Here is a 20,052-nt window from a genome sequence, read left to right as displayed (position 1 = left end):
GCGCGACCGTCAGACTTTTTCGACTTCGGGGCGGCCGAGCAGGCCGGTCGGCATGAAGATCAGCACGACGATCAGGATCGAGAACGCGGCGACGTCCTTGTATTCGACCGAGAAATAGGCCGACCAGAACGTCTCGATCAGCCCGATCGCGAGCCCCCCGAGCATGGCGCCGGGCAGCGAGCCGATGCCGCCGAGTACGGCCGCGGTGAACGCCTTGATGCCGGCGACGAAGCCCATGAAGAAATCGACCAGGCCGTAATAGAGCAGGTACATCAGGCCGGCCACTGCGGCGAGCGCAGCGCCGATCACGAAGGTCATGGAGATGGTGCGGTCGACGTTGACGCCGAGCAGCGCCGCCATGGTCTGGTCCTGCTCGCAGGCGCGCATGTCGCGCCCGAGCCGTGTGCGCGACACGAGCCAGGTGAAGATCGCCAGCAGCACGATGGTGGTGATGACCACCACGATCTGGATGTTGGAGAGCTGGATGACGAAGCCATCGGCGCTCTCGTGCAGCGTATATCCGCCGGTGATCACTGGCGGCACTGGCTTCACCCGTGCGCCTTGCGCCACCTGCGAATAGTTGGTCAGCACGAACGACATGCCGATCGCCGACAGCATCGGCGCCAGGCGGAAGGAGTGGCGCAGCGGACGGTAGGCGATGCGCTCGATGGTCCAGCCATACAGGGCGGTGACCGCCATCGAGACCAGGATCACGATCAAAAGGATCACCGGGACCGCAGTCAGGCCGGTCGAGACCAGGAGAAGGAAGGTGATCAGCGCGATGAAGCCGCCGATCATGAAGACATCGCCATGGGCGAAGTTGATCATGCCGACGATGCCATAGACCATCGTGTAGCCGATCGCGATCAGCCCGTAGATCGAGCCGAGCACGAGGCCGTTGATGAGCTGCTGGGCGAAATAATCCATAGGCTGCCGTACCCAAATCTGACGCGGCTCAAAGGGAGCTCTTCGAGAGAGAGTGCTGGTTTCTTCTCGGGCCCCGGCAGCCCTTAAGCATTCTCGTTTTGTAACAGGAGGGAACTGGCGGCTGCAACCGGCCCCGCCTCCGCATCAAGGCTTTTACAGAGATCATTTGGGCCTCCGGTTCCCATGCAAGGGGCGGAACCAGTTCCACCAGCGCCCAATTGGATGCCTGTCGAGAGGCAGTTAAGGTAAACAAAGGGTTTAAATTGCCGCCACAGTCTGATGCGAGTTAGCTCCCGGCAAGGCCTTCCATCGAAGGCGCGGGCCAAACGAAGCGGGAAGCGGCATGTTCGGAAACTGGCGGATCGGTTCGGTCAATGGCGCACTTCTGGCGGCCTATTTCATCCCGGCCTGGACCCTCGTTGCCTTCAACATCATGGTGGCGCCGGTGCACGGCCTCTATGAGCGGCCGAGCGTCGCAGTGGCGCTTTTCCTCAGCGACCATCTCCAGATGGCGGGGATGGACACGGTCCGCGCCGCCTGGCTGCTGGCACTGGGGCGACTGACGGTGGTGGCGTTCTTTGCGATCTACCTTGCGCTGCTCTGCATTCCCCGCGTCCGCAAGAACGGCGGCAGCGACGAAGCGCTCGGCATTGCGCTTGCGATCGGCAGCCTGATCTCGTTTGCGAGCATGATCATGGCTTCGAAGGTCGGCGAGATGGCCGCACTGCGGCTGCACGCCACCGAGCTCCTGCTGCTGCTCGGTGCCGCCATCGTGGTGGTGATCGAACGGCCCGAGGCGGCGCCCAAGATCGTTCAGAGGACCGTCGAGGTCACTCCGCCGCTAGGACTTGAGCAGGCCGAGCTCCTGCACAATCGCTGAGGCTTCCTTGACGGCGTGGTTCGCCGCCGGCACGCCGCAATAAATCGCCTGCTGCAGCAGGATTTCCTTGATATCGTCGGGCGTGAAGCCGCCCTCGGCGAGGGCTGCGCGCACATGCAGGCGGAATTCGTCCCATTGGCCAAGCGCAACCATGGTGCCGATCACCAGCACCCGCCGCGTGCGCTCGTCGAAATGCGGCCGCGTCCAGATCTCGCCCCAGGCGTAGCGGGTGATCATGTCCTGGAAATCGGTGTTGAATGCATTGCGACCTGCGATCGACTTGTCGACCCAGGCATTGCCCAGCACTTTTCGACGCACGTTCATGCCGGCATCGCGGCGTTTCTGGTCGTCCATGCTGTTCTCCTCCTTCGCCATTGCCAGTCTGTCACCGCGGAGGCATTTCTGGATTGCTTCGCTGCGCTCGCAATGACGGTTGCGACTAACGCTGCGTCAAGAAGCCCACGACCGCGTCGGTGAACGCGTGCGGCTGCTCGACATTGGAAATGTGGGCGGCGTCGATGATGGTCATGCTCGCGCCGGGAATGTTTGAGCGGATCAATTCACCCGCCGAAATCGGCGTCGCCATGTCGTGGCGGCCGGCGATCACCAGCGTCGGGCTTTTGATCTTCGGCAGCAGCGCGCGCTGGTCGAGCGTCGACAGCGCTTCGCAGCAGGCGAGATAGCCTTCGACCGGCGAGGCCAGTAGCATCGTCTTCATCCTGGCGCTGATGTCGGGTGCGCGCTCGCGGAAATCCTGGGTGAGCCAGCCGGCAATAACGGCATCGGCGACGGCGGCGATGCCGCCCTTCTTCACGGCATCGATGCGCTCGAGCCATTTGGTCGGCTCGGCATAGTAGCAGGAGGTGTTGGCGAGGATGAGCTTGCCGAAGCGCTCCGGCGCGTTCGCGCCCAGCCATTGCCCGACCATGCCGCCCATCGACAGGCCGCACCAGTGCACTTTCTCGATATTGAGGTCGTCGAGGATCGCGAGCACGTCGCGGCCGAAGCGCTCCATCGTATAGGGGCCGGGCGGAACGTTGGACTTGCCGTGGCCGCGGCGGTCGTAGCGGATGACGCGGAATATCTGCGTCAGCGCCTTCATCTGCGGCTCCCACATCTGCAGCGTGCAGCCGAGCGAGTTCGACAGCATCAGCGTCGGCCCGCCGTCGCGGCCCTCGACGGAGACGTTGATCAGGCAACCGTCGGCATCGATCATGGGCATGCTGGCGTCTCCGTTTTATGTCTCAAGGCGGCTCTATTCGCGTTCGAGGCTGTCGAGCAGGCGGTCGATCAGGGCTTGGGAAGCGCCTTGATAGGCCATCGGCTCGAACAACGCCGCAATTTTTTCCGACGAAAGATGCGCAGTGACCTGCGAATCGGCTGCGAGCACCTCGCGCAGATGCTTCTTCTCGGCGACTGCGCGCTTGCTCGCGGCCTCGATCAGATGATGCGCATCGCTCTTGCCGATCTTGTCGGCCAGCGCAAAGGTGACCGCTTCCGCCATGATCAGCCCGTGCGTCGCATCGAGATTGCTGCGCATGCGCGCGGCATCGACATCGAGACCCTCAGCGATGTCGACGATGGCGGCAAGCGCGCCGGAGGTGACCAGCATTAATTGCGGCAGCGTCGGCCATTCCGCGTGCCAGGGACCGGCGCTGCGTTCGTGGTCCTGCACCTGTGCGGCAAAAATCGTCGCTGCGAGCTGAGGCGCCATGGTCGCACAGCCCAGCGCACTTGCGGCCGCGACCGGGTTGCGCTTGTGCGGCATGGTCGAGGAGCCGCCGCGGCCTTCACCGGCAGGCTCGAACGCTTCGCCGACATCGGTCTGCATCAGCAGCGAGACGTCGCGCGCGATCTTGCCGCAGCTGCCGGCGAGAATCGCAAAGCTCGATGCGGCTTCCGCGATGCGGTCGCGATGGGTGTGCCAGGGCGCTTCGGGCAGCGGCAGGTTCAGCTCCCGCGCCAGCTGTTCGGAGACCACGAGTCCCTTGTCGCCGAGTGCTGCAAGCGTGCCGGCCGCGCCGCCGAATTGCAGTGCGAGGCCCTCGCGGGAGAGCCGCCTCAAGCGGCAGCGGGCGCGGGCGAGACTTGCGGCGTATTCGGCGGCCTTCAGGCCGAACGGCATCGGCAGCGCGTGCTGGAGCCAGGTCCGTGCCGCCATCGCCGTGTTGCGATGATTGCGCGCCAGTGCGGCAAAGCCCTTGATGGCGCGGCTGAGATCGGCGTCCAACGCATCGATGCCGGCGCGAAGCGTGAGCATGGTCGCGGTGTCGATGACGTCCTGGCTGGTCGCGCCCCAATGCACGTAGCGGGCGGCCTCTGCGTCGGCCCTGCCGACATTGGCGGTCAGCGCCTTGACCAGGGGGATCGCGAGATTGCCGGATCGCGTCGCGGCCTCGGCCAGCGCAGCCATGTCAAAGGTATCGGCCTTGCACGCGGCTTGGATCGGGCCCACCGCGGACGCGGGAATCACACCGGTGGCCGCCTCGGCTCGGGCCAGGGCTGCCTCGAAATCGAGCATGTTCTGGAGGGTCGACCGGTCGTCGCAGACCGCGCGCATGGCCACGCTCGACAGCATCGGCGCAAGCAGGGGGGAGAGGGATGTGCTCATATTGTGCGGGACCTAACCACCATGGCCCGCCTGTGCCAATCCCAAACCACCGACGCAAGCTTTTTGCAGTTGCGAATATGCAATGCACGTGACCGAGGGGCACCCTTTCTTTTGCCGCCTCCCTGCGGTACTTGAGCAGCCCTATAGTTGCGCGATCCAAGTTCGATATCCCGGGAGGCACCCAATGGCCATGACGATGAACGGCGAAGTCCAGCTTGCGGCGCCGCGCGAGGCCGTGTGGGCCAAGCTCAACGATGCCGAGGTGCTGAAGGCCTGCATCCCCGGCTGCGAGGAGCTGGAGAAGACCGAGGATGGCGGCTTTCGTGCGACGGCGAAAATGAAGGTCGGTCCGGTGTCGGCGCGCTTCAAGGGCAAGGTCACGCTGTCCGATCTCGATCCGCCGAACGGCTACAAGATCTCCGGCGAAGGCGAGGGCGGGGTGGCCGGCTTCGCCAAGGGTGGCGCCGTGGTCAAGCTTGCGGAGAAGGACGGCGGCACGCTTTTGTCCTACGAGGTCGAGGCGCAGATCGGCGGCAAGTTGGCGCAGCTCGGCCAGCGTCTGATCAACGGCGCTGCCAAGAAACTGGCCGACGAATTTTTCGCGAACTTCGCCAAGGCGGTACAGGGCTGAACGCTATCGCCTTTCGGCATGGCGCCTTGCATTCCCGGTGATGTTGCCCCGGGGCATAATGGCCCATATGATGGGTTGGAATAATTATAAGAACCGCTTCGACGGGACCCGTCGGGGCGCTGATAGAGAGTGCTTATGGCAAAAATCTCCCTCATCGTGAACGGCAATCCTGTTACGGCCAATGTCGATCCCCGCACCCTGCTGGTGCAGTTCCTGCGCGAGAATCTGCGGCTTACCGGCACCCATGTCGGCTGCGACACCTCGCAGTGCGGCGCCTGCGTCGTGCATCTGGACGGCAAGGCCGTGAAGTCCTGCACCACGCTCGCCGTGATGGCCGATGGCCACGAGGTCAAGACGATCGAGGGCCTGGCCGCCGACGGCGCGCCGCTGCATCCGATGCAGGAGGCCTTCCGCGAACACCACGGCCTGCAGTGCGGCTTCTGCACGCCCGGCATGATCATGACCGCGATCGACATCGTCCATCGCAAGGGCAATGAGCTCGACGACCACACCATCCGCGAGGAGCTGGAAGGCAATCTCTGCCGCTGCACCGGCTACCAGAACATCGTCACCTCGATCTCCGCCGGCGCCAAGGCGATGGCGAAATCCGATCTCGCGTAAACCTCGCGCGCACTCTGCGATCAGGACATTCAGATGTACGACTTCAAATACCATCGCCCCGGGACCGTTCGGCAGGCCGCCAACATCCTGGTCAAGAACGAAGACGCCAAGGTGATCGCCGGCGGCCATACGCTGATTCCCGTCATGAAACAGCGGCTCGCCAGCCCGCCGCATCTGGTCGACCTCTCCCATATCGATGGGCTCAACACGATCGAGATGAAGGGCCGCGCGCTCGTGATCGGTGCCACCGCCAGGCATGCCGAGGTCGCAACCTCGGCCATCGTCGGCGAGGCGATCCCGGCGCTCGCGAACCTTGCCGGCCAGATCGGCGATCCCGCCGTGCGTCACAAGGGCACGATCGGCGGCTCGCTCGCCAACAACGACCCGACCGCGGACTATCCGGCTGCCGTGCTGGCGCTGGGCGCCACCATCGTGACCAACAAGCGCCGCCTCAAGGCGGAAGAGTTTTTCCAGGGCCTGTTCACGACGGCGCTCGAAGCCGACGAGATCATCACCAAGGTGATGTTCCCGCTGCCGAAGAAGGCGGCCTATATCAAGTTCCGCAATCAGGCCTCGCGTTACGCGCTGGTCGGCGTGTTCGTGGCGCGGCGTCCCTCCGACGTGCGGGTCGCGGTCACCGGCGCCGGCTCCGAAGGCGTGTTCCGTGTCACCGCATTCGAGGAAGCTCTGAAGAAGCGCTTCGCCGCGAAGGCGCTTGACGGCATCGAGGTGCCGGCGGACGGCCTCAACAGCGATATCCATGGCAGCGCCGAATACCGCGCGCACCTCATCGGCGTGCTGACGCGGCGTGCCCTCGACGCCGCCAACGCCAAGGAGTGAGTGATCCTCACGCATCGGCCCAAACTTGTCCCCGGTGAGGGCGTAGCGAGACTGGCTTTTTCATGACCTCAGCGGCCAATACGTCCGGTGCCAATACTTCAGTTGTATTGCCGGCATCGGTCGATTCAATGCTCGAACTCCTGACCTCGCGCGGCTATCTCGCCGAGCGATCGCTGGCCACGGTGACCTACCTGTCGCTGCGCATGGGCCGGCCGCTGTTTCTGGAAGGCGAGGCCGGCGTCGGCAAGACCGAGATCGCGAAGGTGCTGTCGGCGGCCCTGGGGCGGAAGCTGATTCGCCTGCAATGTTACGAAGGCCTCGACGTCTCCTCGGCGGTCTACGAGTGGAATAGCGCCGCGCAGATGATCGCGATCCGCATGGCCGAAGCCGCCGGAGATACCGATCGCGATCAATTGTCGTCCGACATCTTCGCCGATCGCTACATGATCAAGCGACCGCTGCTCCAGGCGCTGGAGCCCGACGTCGCCGGGCCGCCGGTGCTGCTGATCGACGAGCTCGACCGCGCCGACGAGGCGTTCGAAGCGTATCTGCTCGAAATCCTCAGCGACTTCCAGGTGACGATCCCCGAATTCGGCACCGTGAAGGCGCCGAGCCCGCCGATCGTCATCATCACCTCCAACCGCACCCGCGAGATCCATGACGCGCTGAAGCGTCGCTGTCTCTATCACTGGGTCGATTATCCCGACGCCGATCGCGAGCTCGCGATCGTCAAGTCGCGCGTGCCGGGCATCTCCGCAAAATTGTCGCAGCAGGTCGTGCGCTTCGTCCAGGCACTGCGCAATCAGGATTTCTACAAGTCGCCGGGCGTCGCCGAGACCATCGATTGGGCCACCGCGCTGTCGGAGCTCGACGCCCGCTCGCTGACCCCGCAAGTGGTTGGCGACACGCTGGGCGCGCTGCTCAAATACCAGGACGACATCACGCGGATGCAGGGCGACACTTTGCAGAAGGTACTGAAGGACGCGACGAGCGACTAGCTTGTCATTCCGGGTACGCCGAAGTCGCGAGCCCGAATCCATTGTGCGGCGGGGATTGTGGATAAATGGATTCCGGGTTCACGCTTCGCGTGCTCCGGAATGACGGCAGAGACAGCAGACCATGGCCATCAACCACCTTGCGCCTGAGCAAACCGAGCAATTCGCCGACAACATCGTCGGCTTCGCCCGCGCGCTGCGCGCGGCGGGCATGCCGGTCGGGCCGGGTGCGGTCATCGATGCTATGAACGCGCTTGAGGTGATCGACATCGGCAAACGCGCCGACGTCTTCACCACACTGGAGGCGATCTTCGTCAAGCGCCACGAGCATGCGCTGATCTTCAAGCAAGCCTTCAATCTGTTCTTCCGCGCCTCGGAAGAGTGGAAGCACATGCTGGATTCGGTGCCGTTGCCGGAGCAGGCCAAGAAGAAGCCGCAGGCAGGCTCCCGCCGCGTCCAGGAGGCGATGTCGCAGCCGCGCATGACGGAGACGCCGCAGCACCAGGAGCAGGATTTGCGCCTGTCGGTCTCGGACAAGGAAATCCTTCAGAAGAAGGATTTTGCGCAGATGAGCGCGGCCGAGATCACCGAAGCGCTCCGCGCCGTGGAGCGAATGCGGTTGCCGCAGGCCGAGCTTCTGACGCGCCGGCACCGGCCCGATTCCCGCGGCCTGCGCCTCGATCTCCGCCGCACGCTGCGTGCCTCGTTGCGCACCGGCGGCGACATCATCGACATCCATCGCCTCGGGCGGATCGAGAAACCGGCGCCGATCGTCGCGCTGCTCGACATCTCGGGTTCGATGAGTGAGTACACCCGCCTGTTCCTGCATTTCCTGCATGCCATAGGGGACGCGCGAAAGCGTGTCTCGGTGTTCCTGTTCGGCACCCGGCTCACCAACGTGACCCGGGCGCTCCGCCAGCGCGACCCTGATGAGGCGCTGGCGAGCTGCTCGGCCTCGGTCGAGGACTGGGCCGGCGGCACCCGGATCTCGGCCTCCCTGCACAATTTCAACAAATTGTGGGCGCGGCGCGTGCTGAGCCAGGGCGCCATCGTGCTGCTGATCTCCGACGGGCTGGAGCGGGAAGCCGATTCCAAGCTCGCCTTCGAGATGGACCGGCTGCACCGTTCCTGCCGGCGGCTGATCTGGCTCAACCCGCTGCTGCGGTTCGGCGGCTTCGAGGCCAAGGCGCAGGGCATCAAAATGATGCTCCCGCACGTTGACGAATTCCGCCCGGTACATAATTTGAGCTCGATCCAGGAGCTGATCATCACGCTCTCCGGGCCGCTGCCGCCGCATCACCGCAGCTTGATCCGCTCCGCAGCCTGAGAGGTAGCCATGCTCGATCGCGACGAGGATATTCTGAAGGCGGCGGAGGACTGGCAGAAGGCCGGCCGTGGCGTCGCGCTCGCCACAGTGGTGGAGACTTGGGGCTCGGCACCGCGCCCGGCAGGCTCGAGCCTCGTCATCAACGACGAGGGCACGTTCCTGGGGTCCGTCTCCGGCGGCTGCGTCGAGGGCGCCGTGGTCACCGAGGCCATGGATGTGATCCAGAGCGGCAAGCCCAGGATGCTGGAGTTTGGCGTTGCCGACGAGACTGCCTGGAATGTTGGGCTGTCCTGCGGCGGCACCATCCGCGTCTTCGTCGAGAAGGTCGGCTAGCCGTGAAGCTCGCAATCCTGCACGAACTCAATGCCGAACGCGCCGCCCGCCGCCCGGTGATCCTGGTGACCGACACCGAAAGCGGCGAGCAGCGCCTGGTGAAGGCCGAGGACTTCGGTAAGGATCCCCTGCGCGCCGAACTCGACAAGCAGCTTCGCATGGGCAAGAGCGCCAGTGTCGAAGCCGGCGGCAAGAAGCTCTTCCTCAACGTCTATGCGCCGACCGCCAAGCTCGTCATCGTCGGCGCCGTCCATATCAGCCAGGCCCTGGCACCGCTGGCGCGCTCGCTCGGCTACGACGTCACCGTGGTCGATCCGCGCACGGCCTTTGCGAGCCCCGAGCGCTTCCCCGACGTCCCGCTGGTCGCGGAATGGCCCGACACGGCGCTGCCTCCGCTCAACGTCGATGCCTACACGGCCTTCGTCGCGGTGACGCACGATCCGAAGATCGACGACCCCGCGCTGCTGCACGCCTTCGAACGTAACTGCTTCTATGTCGGCGCGCTCGGATCGCGGAAGACGCACGCCAAGCGCGGCGACCGGCTGCGGGCCCAGGGCGCCAAGGAGGCTGACATCGCGCGCATCCACGCGCCGATCGGGCTTGCGATCGGCGCGGTCTCGCCGTCCGAGATCGCGGTGTCGATCATGGCCGAGATCACGGCGGTGCTTCGCCTGCCGCCCAAAGAAAAAGAAGAAGCCGCATGAAGTTCGGCCCGGCGAGCCCCAGGGATGCGATCGGCGGGGTGACCGTCCACACCCTGCGCCAGGGTCCGCTGGTGCTGAAGAAGGGCACGACGATCGGGCCCACCGAGGTCGAGGCGCTGGAGCGCGCCGGCATCAAGGACGTCGTGGTGGTGCGGATGGAGGAGGGCGATGTCTCCGAGGACATCGCTGCCGCCAGCATCGCGCTTGCCGTCGGCGGCGATGGCATCCATGTCGAGCGCGCCTTCACCGGTCGCGCCAATTTGTTCGCCGCGCGCCCCGGCGTGCTGGTGATCGATCGCGCCGCGGTTGACCGCATCAACAATATCGACGAGGCCATAACCTTTGCCACGCTCTCCGCCTTCAAGCCGGTGGTCGAGGGCGAGATGGTCGGCACCGTCAAAATCATCCCGTTCGGCGTCGAAGGAAATTTGCGTGATGCCGCGGTGAAGGCCGCGGGCCGCGACGTTCTGAAGATCGCGCCTTACGTCATCAAGCGTGTCGGCGTGGTCTCGACCCTGCTGCCCGGCCTGTCCTCCAAAGTGATCGACAAGACCCTGCGCGTCACCGCCGAGCGGCTTGCGCCAGCCGGCGCCGCCATCATCGCCGAGCGGCGGGTCCCGCATGAGGAGCAGGCGCTGTCGGCTGCGATCAAGGAATTGCTGGGACTTGGCGCCGAGCTCGTGATCGTGTTCGGGGCATCCGCGATCGCCGACCGCCGCGACGTGATCCCGGCGGCCGTGACCGGCATCGGCGGCGAGATCGAGCATTTCGGCATGCCGGTCGATCCGGGCAATCTGCTGCTGATCGCCCGGGCCGGCACCGTGCCGGTGCTGGGCGCGCCCGGCTGCGCGCGCTCGCCGGTCGAGAACGGCTTTGACTGGGTGCTGATGCGGCTCCTGGCCGGCATCAAGGTGACGCGGTCCGAGCTGATGGGCATGGGGGTCGGCGGCCTCCTGATGGAGATCGTCACGCGCCCGCAGCCGCGCGCAAAACCGGAGATCGAGGACAACAGACAGGTCGTGGTCATCGTGCTCGCAGCAGGCCGCTCGACCCGGATGGGCGGACCGAACAAGCTTCTCGCCGAGCTCGACGGCAAGAAGCTGGTGCGGATTGCGACCGAGCAGGCGCTGGCCTCCAAGGCGTCCGAGGTGATCGTCGTCACCGGCCACCAGACCGAGCTGATCGAGCAAGCCTTGCAAGGCCTGAAGGTGCGTTTCGCTCGGAATCCGGATTTCGCCGGCGGCATCGCAAGCTCGGTCAAGGCCGGCATTGCGGCCGTGCCCGAGACGTCCGACGGCGCTGTGGTGTGCCTCGGCGACATGCCGCTGATCGATGCCGGTCTGATCGACCGTCTCATCGACGCGTTCGCACCGGACCGCGGCAATCTCATCGTCGTGCCGGTCAGCGAGGGCCGCCGCGGCAATCCCGTGCTGTGGTCGCGCCGCTTCTTCAAGGAGTTGATGACGCTCGACGGCGATGTCGGCGCGCGTCACTTGATCGCGAAGCACACCGAGGCGGTCGCCGAAGTGCCGGTCGACGGCGAGAGCGCCTTCCTCGACATCGACACACCGCAGGCGCTAGAAGCGGCACGGCGGGGATGACGCTGACCTAGGGTGGACTAAGGCGCGTAGCGCCATGCCCACCATTGCCCAGACTGCGATCCGAAATTGGTGGCACGCCTCAATTTCAACGCCCCGTTCACCATCTGGAAACGACCGGCGCTTACAGTCCACTTCACCTGCCTTGGGGGAAGGGGCTTTTCCATGGCTTCGAACGTCGTCGCGCGCCGTTGCGCGATGTTTTTCTTTGCGCTGTCCGTCTGCGTCGCGGGCGCTCGCCACATCACGGACGCACATGCCGCCGGTGCATTTGCGGTCGGCAAGTGCGGTGCCTATGGTCAGGCCTTCGATTATGGCGCCGAGCACGAAGCGCGCGCGGCGGCGCAGAAGCAATGCAAGGGCGACTGCACGACCGTGACGATGAAGCGCGCCTGCGCCGCGATGTCGGTCGATCTTTCCAATCCCTGCGGCGCCTACGGCTATGCCGTCAAGCCGAAGATCTCGGCCACGCTCAATGCCGCCACGCGCGAATGCTACAAATACGGCGGCAAGGAATGCGTGATCCGCGCCTGGGCCTGCGACGCGAAGGGTTGATTCCTGTTGCAGTCATCCGGATGGTGCGTAGCATCGAATCCGGAATGACAGTCGAGGAGTTGCATGCAGTTCGATACCAAGATCGCCATCGTGATCCGCACCGATCTTCAAACCTGGCAGAAGCTCAACGTCGCGGCCTTCCTCACCAGCGGCATCGCGGCTGCGTTTCCCGATTGCATTGGCGAACCCTATGAAGACGCGTCGGGCACGAACTATCACGCGCTCATCGGCCAGCCCATCCTGATCTATGGTGCCGACGGTTCCGCATTGACGCGCGCGCTCGATCGGGCTCTGACGCGCAACGTCAAGCCGGCGGTCTATACCGAGGACATGTTCAAGACCACACATGATGCCGCCAATCGCGAAGCGGTGAGGGCGGTGGCGCGGGCCGATCTCAACCTCGTCGGTCTCGCTGTGCGCGCCGAGCGCAAGGTGATCGATAAGATCGTTGACGGGTTGAAGTTTCATAGTTGAGGCAGGTGCTTTTTGTTTCACCTCTCCCGCTTGCGGGAGAGGTCGCGCCGAAGGCGCGGGTGAGGGCTCTCTCCGCTTGGGGATTGTCCCGCTGCGACGACACCCTCTCCCCAACCCTCCGCAAGCGGGGGAGGGAGCGCACCGTTTGCGCGGCAGCTATCACCCCGGCGGCATGCCCGCGAACTTCGGAAGGTCCGGGTCGAGGCGATCCCAGGCATGTCCGCGTGCGGCGTAAGTCACTACTTGCGGCTCGTACCGGGCGGGTTCGTCGAGGCTTGCGGCGCGGATGGTGAAGATGTCGGGCATGGCCGCGAAGGTCAGATAAACAGGCAAGCCGCAGTGGGCGCAGAAACCGCGTGTTTTCACGTTGCCGCTGTCGCCGACCATGTCCCAGTGCTTCGCCTCGCCCGTCACGGTGACGCCGCCGCGTGCGAAGGTCATGTACGAGCCGTGGCCGCTGCCGCTTTCGCGCTGGCAGTCCCGGCACTGGCAGTGATTGCTGAACAGCGGCTCACTGGCGATCGAATAGCGGATCGCGCCGCAGGCGCAGCCGCCGGTAAACGGCTTGGTCATTGCGATAACTCCTTACTTGTCTTCGCCGCTGATCTCATCGAGCTGGCGGACGACCTTCTTCCAGCCGCCGCTCATCCCCGTGTAGGCCGACTCGTTCCTGGGTATGACGAAGCCCGCATGAACCAGACGGATCCGCGTGCCGGCCTCGACCGGGGTGAGGGACCACGTCACGACAGTGTCGAGCGGCGCGCCGTACCCGGTGTTGCGCTCATCCCCGCCCTTCCAAGCGTAGACGAGGCGGCGGTTCGGCATGACCTCCAAGACGCGGCAATGGATGACGCCATCCCATGCGCCGCCCGGCGTGGTCTGGTAGGTGAAAGTGTTGCCTTCGACGGCCTCGAAACCGGTCGGCGGCATCAGCCAGCGCGCGATCAGCTGGGCGCTGGTCAGCGCCTTCCAGATCGTCTCCGGTGCGTGAGGGAGCACCTCGTCGAGGACGATGTCTTTTGTCTCGGCTTTCAATTCGACAGCACTCACGGATCGATCTCCTTCAAGAGGTCACGCAGGTTCTGGAAGCGCTCGCGCCAGAACACGCCGTAATGGTCCATCCAGGAGACCAGCGGTTCGAGGCCTTGCGGCGCGGCACGGTAATAGACGTTGCGGCCCTCGGCACGCTCGGCGACGAGGCCGGCCTGCTTGAGGGACTTCAAATGTTGCGAGATCGCACCTTGCGTCACGCCACTTCCGCGCGTGAGCTCGGCGACGCTGATCTCCTTGCTCTCGAAGACGCGCTCGAACACGGCGCGCCGTGTCGGATCGGCGAGGGCGCGCATCACGGTGGTCACGGGATTTGGAGCGGCTTCGATCATAGGATTCATATTAGTATGTGCTAATGAATTAGTCAAGGCTAATTTGTTTGTCAGATTGGGTCCGCCGTGCTGTCTTGACCATGACTGACTAGTCAGTCAAATATTGCGAATGATCAGAAAGCCCATCAAAGCCGCCACGCCGCCCGCAGCTCGCGCCAACGCAAAGGCCTCTGCAGGCGCTGGCAACGACGCGGCGCCCACACCGAGCCGCGCCTCGCGCGCGGCGGAACGACGTGCGGCCATCGTGGATGCTGCGATGGAGGAGTTCATCGCGCGCGGTTTTGCCGCCACGCGGCTCGACGACATCGCCAAGCGCGCGGGTGTGGCCAAGGGCACCATCTACCTGCACTTCAAGGACAAGGAATCGATGTTCGAGGAGCTGGTGCGGACGGTGATCGTGCCTGTCGTGACGCGGTTGACGGCATTGCCGCCGCCGGCGGGCTCGGTGCGCGATCTCGTCGAGACGTTTGCCAGCAACTTCCTGAAGGAGGTCATCGGCACGCGGCGCGGCGATCTCGTGCGTCTGATCGTGGCCGAAGGGCCGCGCTTTCCCTCCGTGGCCGATTTTTACTACCGCGAGGTCGTCTCGCGCGGCATCGCCGCCATGCGCGCCCTGATCGAGCTCGGTATTGCCCGCGGCGAGATCCGCCAGAAGAACCTGGCGCACTATCCGCAGATCCTGGTCGCGCCCGCGATGATCGCGGTGATCTGGCAGAGCCTGTTTGCGCGGCACGCGCCGCTCGACGCGCAGGACATGCTGCGCGTTCATCTCGATTTGATTTTTGGTGAACGGAGCACGACATGAGGTCGTCGCAAGCAATTTCTGTATTCGCATTGATCGCGGTCCTCGCGAGCGGCCTTGCCGGCTGCAAGGACAAGCGTGAGCCCGGCTTCCAGGGCTGGGTCGAGGCCGACATGATCTTCGTCAGCCCCGATGAGGCCGGTCGGGTGACCAAGCTCAGTGTCCGCGAGGGCGACGAGGTCAAGGTCGGCGATTCCCTCTATTCCGTCGATGACGATCTCCAGCTTGCCGATCTCAATCAGAACAAGGCGACACTTGCCAACGCCCAGCAGACCTATGATCGCGCGGCCGCGCTGAGCAAGACGGGCTCGGGCACGCAGGCCAATCTCGACTCGGCCGTCTCCGCCTTGCGCGTCGCGGAGGCGCGTGTGGCGACCTCGGAGACGCGGATGGCACGGCGCAAGGGCTTTGCGCCCGTGGCCGGTACCATCCAACAGATCTATTTTCGCGAGGGCGAGATGGTGGCGGCGCAGCGGCCCGTGCTCTCGATCATGCCGCCCGGCAACATGAAGCTGCGCTTCTTCGTGCCGGAGACCGAGCTGCCGAAGCTTGCGATCGGCGATACGGTGCGGATCGCGTGCGACAATTGCGCCGCCGATCTCACGGCAAAGATCTACTTCATCGCGACTTCGGCCGAATACACCCCGCCTGTCATCTACAGCCTCGAGGAGCGCAACAAGCTCGTCTATCTGATCCAGGCGCGGCCGTCGCGCCCCGATGCGCTACGCGTCGGACAACCCATCGACGTCCATCTCAATCCAAAAACTCCGGTGGCGGATAAACGATGAGCGGCGGCAATGGCATCGCGATCGACGTCAAGGGCCTGACCAAGTCGTTCGGCGGCCGCGAGGTCGTGCACGATTTGTCGATGCAGGTGAAGCGAGGCTCGATCTACGGCTTCCTGGGCCCGAACGGCTCCGGCAAGACCACCACCATCCGCATCCTCTGCGGCCTGCTCACGCCCGATAGTGGCGAGGGCACCTGTCTCGGCTACGACATCCTGAAGGACGCCGAAAAGATCAAGCGCCAGGTCGGTTACATGACCCAGCGCTTCAGCCTCTATCAGGACCTGTCGGTGCGCGAGAATCTCGAATTCGTCGCGCGGCTCTATGGTCTTGCCGATGCGCGCGGCGCCGCGCGCGACATGATCAAGCGGATCGGGCTCTCGGGGCGGGAGGAACAGCTCGCGGGCGAACTCTCCGGCGGCTGGAAGCAGCGGTTGGCGCTAGGTGCCTGCACATTGCCCAGTCCAAAACTGCTGCTGCTCGACGAGCCGACCGCCGGCGTCGATCCCAAAGCGCGGCGCGATTTCTGGAACGAGATTCATGCACTGGCGGCGGACGGTCTTACCGTGCTGGTCTCGACCCACTACATGGACGAGGCCGAGCGCTGTCACGAGATCGCTTATATCGCCTATGGCCATCTGCTCGTGCACGGCACCGTGGAGGAGGTGATCGCGAAATCCGCGCTGACGACCTACACCGTGACGGGCGAGGACCTGAACGAGCTCGCGGCTGCGCTCACCGGCAAGCCGGGAATCGACATGGTGGCGCCGTTCGGCACGTCGCTGCACGTCTCCGGCCGCGAGGTCGCCGCGCTCGAAGCCAGCATCGCACCATGGTGCGAGAAAAGCGGGCTGCACTGGCACAAATCGTCGCCGTCACTGGAAGATGTGTTCATCGAGTTGATGGGCCGTTCCAAGGACAATTTCCAATGACCGCCGTCGATCGTCCCGAACCACGGCACGCGATCCGGGAGCGATTCGGCTTCTGGAGGCGCTCCTATGCGATGCTGATCAAGGAGTTCATCCAGCTCAGGCGGGACCGGGTGTCGTTTGCGATGATCGTGATGCTGCCGGTGATGCAGCTGCTCTTGTTCGGCTACGCCATCAACACCACGCCGCACAATCTGCCGAGCGCGGTGCTGCTCCAGGAGGACTCCGATCTCGCACGCTCGATCCTGAAGGCGCTGGAGAACACCGCCTATTTCCGCTTTCTCTACGAAGTCCACGACGTCGAGGATTTCGACAATCTCCTGAAATCCGGCAAGGTGCTGTTCGGCGTCGAGATCCCGCGTGGCTTCGAGCGGGCAGTGCGGCGCGGCGATAAGCCGGCGCTGCTGGTCGCGGCCGACGCCACCGATCCAGTGGCGGCGAGCGCGGCGATCGGCTCGCTCGGCATGGTCGTGCAGACCGCGCTCAAGCACGATCTCTACATCGGAGATCCTCCTGAGATGCCGTTCGAGATCCGCGCGCACGCCCGCTACAACCCCGCCGCCGCGTCGAGTCTCAACATCGTGCCGGGCCTGGTCGGTACCATCCTCACCATGACCATGCTGATCTTCACCGCGCTCTCGGTCACGCGCGAGGTCGAGCGCGGCACGATGGAGGCCCTGCTGTCGATGCCGATCAAGCCGGTCGAGGTGATGTTCGGCAAGATCATTCCCTACGTGCTGGTCGGTTTCGTTCAGGCGTTCCTCATCATCGGCATCGGGGTCGGCCTGTTCGGCGTGCCGGTGCTCGGCAATCTGTTCCTGTTGGCCCTGCTCTCGACGCTGTTCATCACGACCAACCTGGCGATCGGGTATACGATCTCGACGCTGGTGCAGAACCAGCTCCAGGCGATGCAGATGTCGATGATGTTCTTCCTGCCGAGCATCTTGCTGTCCGGCTTCATGTTCCCGTTTGCCGGGATGCCGGCCTGGGCGCAATATGTCGGCGAGTGCTTGCCGCTGACGCATTATCTGCGCATCGTCCGCGCCATCATGCTGAAGGGCGCGAGCATGCAAAATTTGCGTTTCGATGCGTTGGCCCTGGCTGTCCTGATGCTGCTCGCCATGACCATCGCCGTGACGCGCTTCCGCCGCACGCTGGATTGAGGCAAGATGCCCCTGGAATCAAGGGGGCGGAATGGTCAGTTTTGCGAGCAGGAAGGCCCGGCAACACGCCGTGATGTCCGAGGACTTCGAGCGCGAGCTGACACGGGAGGTGCTGCGGACCGAGCTGTTGCGGGTGAGGGCGCTGATCATGACGGGCTGCGTCATGATGCTGTTCCTCACTGCGATCAACCTGGTCGATCCCGCCGTCGTCGGCCGGGTCTGGCGCGGCACCGAAGGGCTAGCCGAGGTCTACGGCCTGCTCGTCGGCTTCATCCTGTTCGAGGTCTGGGTCCACACCCAGATCAGGAAGAACCTCAAGCTAGATCGCGATCTGCCGGTTGTCAGGCGCTATATCGGCGCGCTGATCGAAACCTCGGTACCCACGGTGATCCTGATCCTCCAGATCCGGACCATGGGCGCGAATCAGGCGCTGGGCTTCGCGGTGCCACTGATCTATTTCATCTTCGTCATCCTCTCGACCCTGCGGCTGGACTTCTGGCTCTCCACCTTCACCGGTTTTGTCGCCGCGGCCGAGCTGTTCGCCGTGGCGCTGATCTTCGATCCTGCCAGCGGAAGCGGCGAGCCGCAGATCTATTTTCACGCGGTACGAAGCACCATCATCCTGATCTGCGGCGTGCTTGCAGGCGCGGTCGGTGCGCAGCTCCGCCGCCAGTTCGCCGCGAGCATTGCGGCAGCGACCGCGCGCGACCGGGTGACCAACCTTTTCGGCCAGCATGTTTCGCCGCAGGTCGTCGAGCGGCTGATGGCGGCGGGGACGAGCGCCGCCGGCGATCTCCGCCGCGTCGCCGTGATGTTCGTCGATTTCCGCGGCTTCACCGCCGGCGCGCAGTCGCGCTCCCCGCGGGAGGTGGTCGACCGGCTCGACGGCGCCTTCGCCGTGCTGGTCGACATTCTCGACCGCGAGGGCGGCATCGTGAACAAGTTTTTGGGCGACGGCTTTCTCGCCCTGTTCGGTGCGCCGCTCGAGACCTCCGACGCCGCGCACCGCGCGGTTGCCGCGGGCCGCGAGATGCTGACCGCGATGGAGCGCATCAATGCGCAGACGAGCTGGCCGCTCAAGATCGGCATCGGCATCCATTTCGGCGAGGTCGTCGCTGGCAATATCGGCTCGCCCCGGCGCAAGGAGTACACCGTGATCGGAGACACCGTGAACTTCGCCTCCCGGCTGGAGGCGCTGAACAAGGAGTTCGGCTCGCAGCTCCTGATCTCGGCGGCCGTCCGCGAGGCGCTGGGCGAGGACGGCAGCGATGCCGTCGCGCTCGGCGAGGTCGAGGTGCGCGGCTATGAGCAGAAGGTTGCGGTGTTTCAATTGGGATAACGCGCGGTGAAGCGCGTGAAGAACTATCTCTGCTAGCTTTCAGGTCTTGCATTGTGGAAGCCGCTTCTGGGCTTCGAACCCGTCAGCGCGATTGCTCCGATTGCACCGAATATTGGGGCATGACGCGCGATGTCATCGGCTTGTAGACTGGCGCGCGATGCGGCCGGTTGCGGCCGCGCCTTGCATGAGGAAGTGAAAGATGCAGCGCCGCTACATCACCGTCGACGTGTTCACCGACCGCGCCTTCGGCGGCAACCAGCTCGCCGTGGTGCTCGATGCCGGCGGGTTGTCGACCACGCAAATGCAGTCGATCGCGACCGAGTTCAACTATTCCGAGACGACCTTCGTGCTGCCGCCGCGCGACAAGGCGAATGATGCCGAGGTGCGCATCTTCACGCCTGTCAGGGAGCTCCCTTTCGCTGGCCATCCCAATGTCGGCACCGCTTTCGTGCTTGCCTCGATTGCGAAGGAGCCGAAGGCGCGCCTGCGGTTCGAGGAGAAGGCGGGCCTGGTGCCGGTCGATATTGTGCGAGAGCAGGGCCACGTGATCAGCACCGAGCTCACCGCGCCGCAGCCTCTGGCGCGCCTGTCGCAATTGTCTGCCGCGGATGCCGCGAGCTGCATCTCGCTCGGTGCCGACGACATCAAGGTCGACCGTCATGCGCCGCAGGTCGTCAGCGTCGGAACGCCGTTTCTGGTGATTGAGGTGCACTCGCGCGATGCGCTGAAGCGGGCGAGGTCTGACGCGGCGGCCTTCTCCAAGGTATTTCCGTGCGACGGCGCGTTCGCGGCGTGGTTCTATACCCGTGACGTGCCCGCGGCGGAGGCGCCTTGCGAGCGGCAGGCGCGCATGTTCATGCGCGGTGCCAGCGGCCTCACCGAGGATCCCGCCACCGGCAGCGCGACGGTCGCGGCCGCCGCGCTGTTCGCCGAGCTCGATCCTGTCCGCGAGGGCGAGTTGAAGCTCACGGTCGGCCAGGGTTTTGACATGGGCCGGCCCAGTATCCTCCAGACGCGCGTGCGCAAGCAGGACGGCAAGATCGTCTCCGCCCATGTCGGCGGGCAATGCGTGCAGATGATGGAAGGGACGTTTAAGCTGGCGGGGGAGGGATGATTTTCGTCCTTCCGTGGCGCGCGTAGCGCGAGCCCCGGAGTG

The 20,052-nt window shown here is 64.7% G+C and carries 24 protein-coding genes; 17 read left to right on the top strand and 7 right to left on the bottom strand.

All coding sequences use genetic code 11. From position 1 onward, the window contains the following. Positions 1-9: 9 nt before the first annotated feature. Positions 10-927, bottom strand: a complete 918-nt coding sequence (locus AC0L21_RS05475; RefSeq protein ID WP_007602412.1) for an ABC transporter permease subunit — start codon at positions 925-927, stop codon at positions 10-12. Positions 928-1,270: 343 nt separating this feature from the next. On the opposite strand from AC0L21_RS05475, the gene AC0L21_RS05470 reads away from it, so the two are divergent. Beyond that, positions 1,271-1,807, top strand: a complete 537-nt coding sequence (locus AC0L21_RS05470) for a hypothetical protein (protein WP_473258994.1) — start codon at positions 1,271-1,273, stop codon at positions 1,805-1,807. Here the strand turns inward: AC0L21_RS05470 and AC0L21_RS05465 are convergent. From AC0L21_RS05465 to AC0L21_RS05455, 3 genes are all read right to left on the bottom strand, one after another. Then, positions 1,769-2,161, bottom strand: coding sequence for a carboxymuconolactone decarboxylase family protein (locus AC0L21_RS05465; RefSeq protein WP_039152041.1), 393 nt, complete (start codon positions 2,159-2,161; stop codon positions 1,769-1,771). The two genes, AC0L21_RS05470 and AC0L21_RS05465, sit on opposite strands and share 39 nt — an antisense overlap. 85 nt (positions 2,162-2,246) lie before the next feature. Then, positions 2,247-3,029, bottom strand: a complete 783-nt coding sequence (gene pcaD / locus AC0L21_RS05460; protein ID WP_027567708.1) for a 3-oxoadipate enol-lactonase — start codon at positions 3,027-3,029, stop codon at positions 2,247-2,249. Between the two features lie 33 nt (positions 3,030-3,062). After that, positions 3,063-4,418, bottom strand: a complete 1,356-nt coding sequence (locus tag AC0L21_RS05455; RefSeq protein WP_473258988.1) for a 3-carboxy-cis,cis-muconate cycloisomerase — start codon at positions 4,416-4,418, stop codon at positions 3,063-3,065. A gap of 184 nt (positions 4,419-4,602) precedes the next feature. Between AC0L21_RS05455 and AC0L21_RS05450 the strand changes: the two genes are divergently transcribed. The 10 genes from AC0L21_RS05450 (at position 4,603) to AC0L21_RS05405 (ending at position 12,496) form a co-directional block, all read left to right on the top strand. After that, positions 4,603-5,049 (top strand): SRPBCC family protein, encoded by a 447-nt coding sequence (locus tag AC0L21_RS05450; RefSeq protein WP_007602417.1) that lies wholly within the window; start codon positions 4,603-4,605, stop codon positions 5,047-5,049. Between the two features lie 135 nt (positions 5,050-5,184). Beyond that, positions 5,185-5,670: a (2Fe-2S)-binding protein gene (locus AC0L21_RS05445; RefSeq protein ID WP_007602418.1), complete on the top strand. Its 486-nt coding sequence runs from the start codon at positions 5,185-5,187 to the stop codon at positions 5,668-5,670. 33 nt (positions 5,671-5,703) lie between these two features. Then, positions 5,704-6,510 (top strand): FAD binding domain-containing protein, encoded by an 807-nt coding sequence (locus AC0L21_RS05440; RefSeq protein WP_473258985.1) that lies wholly within the window; start codon positions 5,704-5,706, stop codon positions 6,508-6,510. 62 nt (positions 6,511-6,572) lie between these two features. After that, positions 6,573-7,508 (top strand): AAA family ATPase, encoded by a 936-nt coding sequence (locus AC0L21_RS05435; RefSeq protein WP_247287225.1) that lies wholly within the window; start codon positions 6,573-6,575, stop codon positions 7,506-7,508. Between the two features lie 121 nt (positions 7,509-7,629). Beyond that, complete coding sequence (locus AC0L21_RS05430; RefSeq protein ID WP_473258983.1) at positions 7,630-8,832, top strand: vWA domain-containing protein; 1,203 nt, start codon at positions 7,630-7,632, stop codon at positions 8,830-8,832. Positions 8,833-8,841: 9 nt separating this feature from the next. Continuing rightward, a complete protein-coding gene (locus AC0L21_RS05425; protein WP_007602422.1) occupies positions 8,842-9,165 on the top strand; it encodes an XdhC family protein in 324 nt (107 codons plus the stop codon). A gap of 2 nt (positions 9,166-9,167) precedes the next feature. Further along, positions 9,168-9,869: an XdhC family protein gene (locus AC0L21_RS05420; protein ID WP_473258980.1), complete on the top strand. Its 702-nt coding sequence runs from the start codon at positions 9,168-9,170 to the stop codon at positions 9,867-9,869. After that, positions 9,866-11,470 carry an NTP transferase domain-containing protein gene (locus AC0L21_RS05415; RefSeq protein ID WP_473258978.1) on the top strand — a complete coding sequence of 535 codons (1,605 nt, stop codon included), beginning with the start codon at positions 9,866-9,868 and terminating at the stop codon, positions 11,468-11,470. Before AC0L21_RS05420 ends, AC0L21_RS05415 begins: the two co-directional genes overlap by 4 nt. 162 nt (positions 11,471-11,632) lie before the next feature. Next, positions 11,633-12,022 carry a DUF4189 domain-containing protein gene (locus tag AC0L21_RS05410; protein WP_007611990.1) on the top strand — a complete coding sequence of 130 codons (390 nt, stop codon included), beginning with the start codon at positions 11,633-11,635 and terminating at the stop codon, positions 12,020-12,022. A 63-nt stretch (positions 12,023-12,085) separates the two neighbouring features. Beyond that, on the top strand, positions 12,086-12,496 hold the full coding sequence (locus tag AC0L21_RS05405) for a DUF2000 family protein (protein WP_473258976.1): 411 nt from the start codon (positions 12,086-12,088) through the stop codon (positions 12,494-12,496). Positions 12,497-12,655: 159 nt separating this feature from the next. On the opposite strand, the gene AC0L21_RS05400 is transcribed toward AC0L21_RS05405, so the two are convergent. Genes AC0L21_RS05400 through AC0L21_RS05390 form a run of 3 tightly spaced genes read right to left on the bottom strand, consistent with a single transcriptional unit; the run spans position 12,656 to position 13,878 of the window. Next, a complete protein-coding gene (locus AC0L21_RS05400; RefSeq protein WP_473258974.1) occupies positions 12,656-13,069 on the bottom strand; it encodes a GFA family protein in 414 nt (137 codons plus the stop codon). Between the two features lie 12 nt (positions 13,070-13,081). Next, entirely contained in the window at positions 13,082-13,546 is a 465-nt protein-coding gene (locus AC0L21_RS05395; RefSeq protein ID WP_007611987.1) for an SRPBCC family protein, read from the bottom strand. Continuing rightward, entirely contained in the window at positions 13,543-13,878 is a 336-nt protein-coding gene (locus AC0L21_RS05390) for an ArsR/SmtB family transcription factor (RefSeq protein ID WP_007611986.1), read from the bottom strand. Before AC0L21_RS05390 ends, AC0L21_RS05395 begins: the two co-directional genes overlap by 4 nt. A 109-nt stretch (positions 13,879-13,987) precedes the next feature. Here AC0L21_RS05390 and AC0L21_RS05385 point away from each other — a divergent pair, with 109 nt between their 5' ends. The 6 genes from AC0L21_RS05385 to AC0L21_RS05360 all read left to right on the top strand — a co-directional run bounded on the left by AC0L21_RS05385 (position 13,988) and on the right by AC0L21_RS05360 (position 20,010). Continuing rightward, positions 13,988-14,683 carry a TetR/AcrR family transcriptional regulator gene (locus AC0L21_RS05385; protein ID WP_473258970.1) on the top strand — a complete coding sequence of 232 codons (696 nt, stop codon included), beginning with the start codon at positions 13,988-13,990 and terminating at the stop codon, positions 14,681-14,683. After that, complete coding sequence (locus AC0L21_RS05380) at positions 14,680-15,468, top strand: HlyD family secretion protein (protein ID WP_473258968.1); 789 nt, start codon at positions 14,680-14,682, stop codon at positions 15,466-15,468. The genes AC0L21_RS05385 and AC0L21_RS05380 overlap by 4 nt, the downstream gene beginning before the upstream one ends. After that, positions 15,465-16,397, top strand: coding sequence for an ABC transporter ATP-binding protein (locus AC0L21_RS05375; protein ID WP_473258966.1), 933 nt, complete (start codon positions 15,465-15,467; stop codon positions 16,395-16,397). Before AC0L21_RS05380 ends, AC0L21_RS05375 begins: the two co-directional genes overlap by 4 nt. After that, the gene (locus AC0L21_RS05370; protein ID WP_007611973.1) at positions 16,394-17,557 is read left to right on the top strand and encodes an ABC transporter permease; all 1,164 of its coding nucleotides are present in this window, start codon (positions 16,394-16,396) and stop codon (positions 17,555-17,557) included. The genes AC0L21_RS05375 and AC0L21_RS05370 overlap by 4 nt, the downstream gene beginning before the upstream one ends. Positions 17,558-17,588: 31 nt before the next feature. Next, entirely contained in the window at positions 17,589-18,896 is a 1,308-nt protein-coding gene (locus tag AC0L21_RS05365; RefSeq protein WP_473258964.1) for an adenylate/guanylate cyclase domain-containing protein, read from the top strand. Between the two features lie 199 nt (positions 18,897-19,095). Then, a complete protein-coding gene (locus AC0L21_RS05360; RefSeq protein ID WP_473258962.1) occupies positions 19,096-20,010 on the top strand; it encodes a PhzF family phenazine biosynthesis protein in 915 nt (304 codons plus the stop codon). Positions 20,011-20,052: the final 42 nt, after the last annotated feature.

The sequence above is a fragment of the Bradyrhizobium sp. WSM4873 genome (assembly GCF_055811355.1).
Note: the sequence above shows the minus strand (reverse complement) of the source record. Positions and strands in the feature narration are given on the sequence as shown.